At 50.5% G+C, this 2403-nt stretch carries 3 protein-coding genes; all 3 read right to left on the bottom strand.

From position 1 onward, the window contains the following. A partial coding sequence (locus VF260_09510; GenBank protein ID HEX7057415.1) for an MFS transporter occupies nucleotides 1-774 on the bottom strand: 774 nt, incomplete at its 3' end. Nucleotides 775-1049: 275 nt separating this feature from the next. Further along, the gene (locus tag VF260_09505; GenBank protein ID HEX7057414.1) at nucleotides 1050-1862 is read right to left on the bottom strand and encodes a histidinol-phosphatase; all 813 of its coding nucleotides are present in this window, start codon (nucleotides 1860-1862) and stop codon (nucleotides 1050-1052) included. 56 nt (nucleotides 1863-1918) lie between these two features. Next, nucleotides 1919-2403 (bottom strand): LysR family transcriptional regulator substrate-binding protein (locus tag VF260_09500; GenBank protein ID HEX7057413.1); only part of this gene is annotated, 485 nt, incomplete at its 5' end.

Raw genomic sequence — 2403 nt, 5'->3', positions numbered from 1 at the left:
AGCGGCGGCCATCGTGATGACCGTATTGATGCCGTCATTAAACAGCCAGAACGCCAGCAAAAATTTGAGCAGTTCGGGATATTGGCCGAGATGGCGCAGCGTGCGGGCCAATCTGGCAAACCCGGCGGCAACGGGGCGTCGCGGCATTGAATAAACCGCTGAAGGCGCGATCCGGACATGGCGGAACAACGGCAGCGCAAACAAAAACCACCAGACGGCAACGCTTACAAAAACGGCGTGCGTCGCTTGCAGGCTGCCGCTAAAGCCGAACAGGGCGGGCTGTTGAATCATCAGCAAGTTTACCGTAAGCAAAACGCCGCCGCCCACATAACCAAGCGCATATCCCTGCGATGAAACCATATCGCGTTTTTCCGGCGGCACCAAATCCGTAAGCAGCGAATCATAGAACGTATTGCCCCCGGAAAAGCCGACCGTTCCCAGAATAAATAGCACGGACGCGAGCAGCAGATCGCCTTCGTTGACAAAAGCAAAACACGCGGTGGCTATCATGCCGGCGTAGGCGAATATGCGCAAAAACCGCATTTTGTAGCCGGATATATCCGAAATCGCGCCAAGCACCGGCGCCAATCCGGCAACAAGGAGCATCGCGATGGAATTCGTATAGCTCCAATAAGAAAGCGCCAAATTCTCATCGAACGTTTTGGCTGCAACTTCCAAATAAAATATCGGCAGCACGGCAGCGAGCATCGTTGTGGCAAATGCGGAATTTGCCCAATCGTACATCATCCAACCGCGAATCGCCTTTTTGTCCATTTGTTATCCCCCGCAACAAGCCCGTTTAAGCCCGAGTAATCCCGCTTAATAGCGTAATATTCACTTCTTGTCCGGCGAATTCCTGCTTTTTTGTCCCGGCGGGGATTATTTGTTACAAAAATGAAATCTTGCTGTTAAGTTGTGATAATGTTCATATCGTATGATAATGCCAAGACCCCCTTTTTTATATATATCTTTACCTTTGGAACCGTTCCGCGTTGAACGGTCTCTTTTTTTGTCCGCAGCCTGCGGCCTATATGCGGCCTCTACGCTGCCTATAAATCAACCATGATCCTTTGGCGTTTGCGGAATACCGCCCATTGCTTAAAGCCTATATCTTTCAATTTTTTGCGCACTTGTTCCCATTCATCTCCCACCCGATTAGGCACATGCGCGTCCGAGCCAAACGTGACCTGCACACCGAAATGCAACGCTTTTTCCAACATTTGATCGGACGGATACCAGCCGCCGACATATTTTGTTTTTCCGGAAGTATTGATTTCAATTGCGACATTGGCCGCGGCAATCGCTTTTAACGCACGGTCTTCCGCATCCGTCGGGATATCGGAGAATTCGGGATAATATCCCTTCATCGCGTCGATATGCCCGAGAATGTCAAACGCGCCGCTTTGCGCGGACTGCGTGATCAATTGGTAATATTGTTCCTTCACGGCAATTTGCTCCTGCAGCCCCAGGTTGCGCCAGCGGTTTTTGTTGAATATGCTTAATCCGCCCACCACATGCACGGAGCCGATAATGTAATCAAAGGGATACTTCTCGTACTCCCGGCGGTATATGGCGAAAGATTCCGGAAAATAGTCCGATTCAACGCCCAACAACACTTCAATTTTCCCGGCATATTCCGCTTTCAAATCCAGCACTTCCCGCACATAGTCGGGAAACGCGCTTTTGGCCATCGTCAATCCGGGATGCGGATGGTCGTTCTCTTCGCCAAAATAAGGGCTATGATCGGATATGCCGATCATGTCCAGGCCGTTTGCCAACGCTTGCTCAATGTAATCCCTGATTGTGCCGTCCGCATGGCCGCAGCGTTCATGATGCGTGTGAAAATCAAATTTAACCGTCATCGGTATCTCCCTCCTGACCGAGTTTCCAGTTGTAAAGCGCCTCCCGCGAAAAACGCCTATTCCGTACCGAGAAACGTCGTTTCCGGCATTCCCTGCAAATCGCGCAAAAACTGCCGCATCGCCGCGTTCAGATAGCGGCCGGCTTTATACATGACGCCAACCGGGTGCATAATCTCCAGATCATCGACCTTGATCATTTTTAGCGTGCCCATTTTCAATTCATTCGCGATTGATAATTTGGAGATGATCGCCACGCCCATGTTTAACTCAACCATGCGCTTCACCTCTTCGCTGCTGGAAAGCTCCATGACCGTCTGCGGAACGATGCCGAATTTTTGAAAGACCTGGTCGACAAATCGCCTCCCGGCTGTGTCGGGAGTCAGCATAATGAAAGGAACGTCTTTTAGCGCGTCGATTGTCGTATGCGTATGTTTGGCCAACGGATGATCCGGGGAGACCATCAGCTCGAACGTGTCGTAATACAGCATGGAAAATTCAATTTGCGGATTTTTTTCAAATAAATATCCGATGCCGAGGTCAA

The sequence above is a fragment of the Bacilli bacterium genome, from assembly GCA_036381315.1.
GTDB lineage: Bacteria > Bacillota > Bacilli > Paenibacillales > KCTC-25726 > DASVDB01.
The sequence above is the reverse complement of the archived record's forward strand: the minus strand, read 5'-3'. Positions and strand labels throughout refer to the sequence as shown.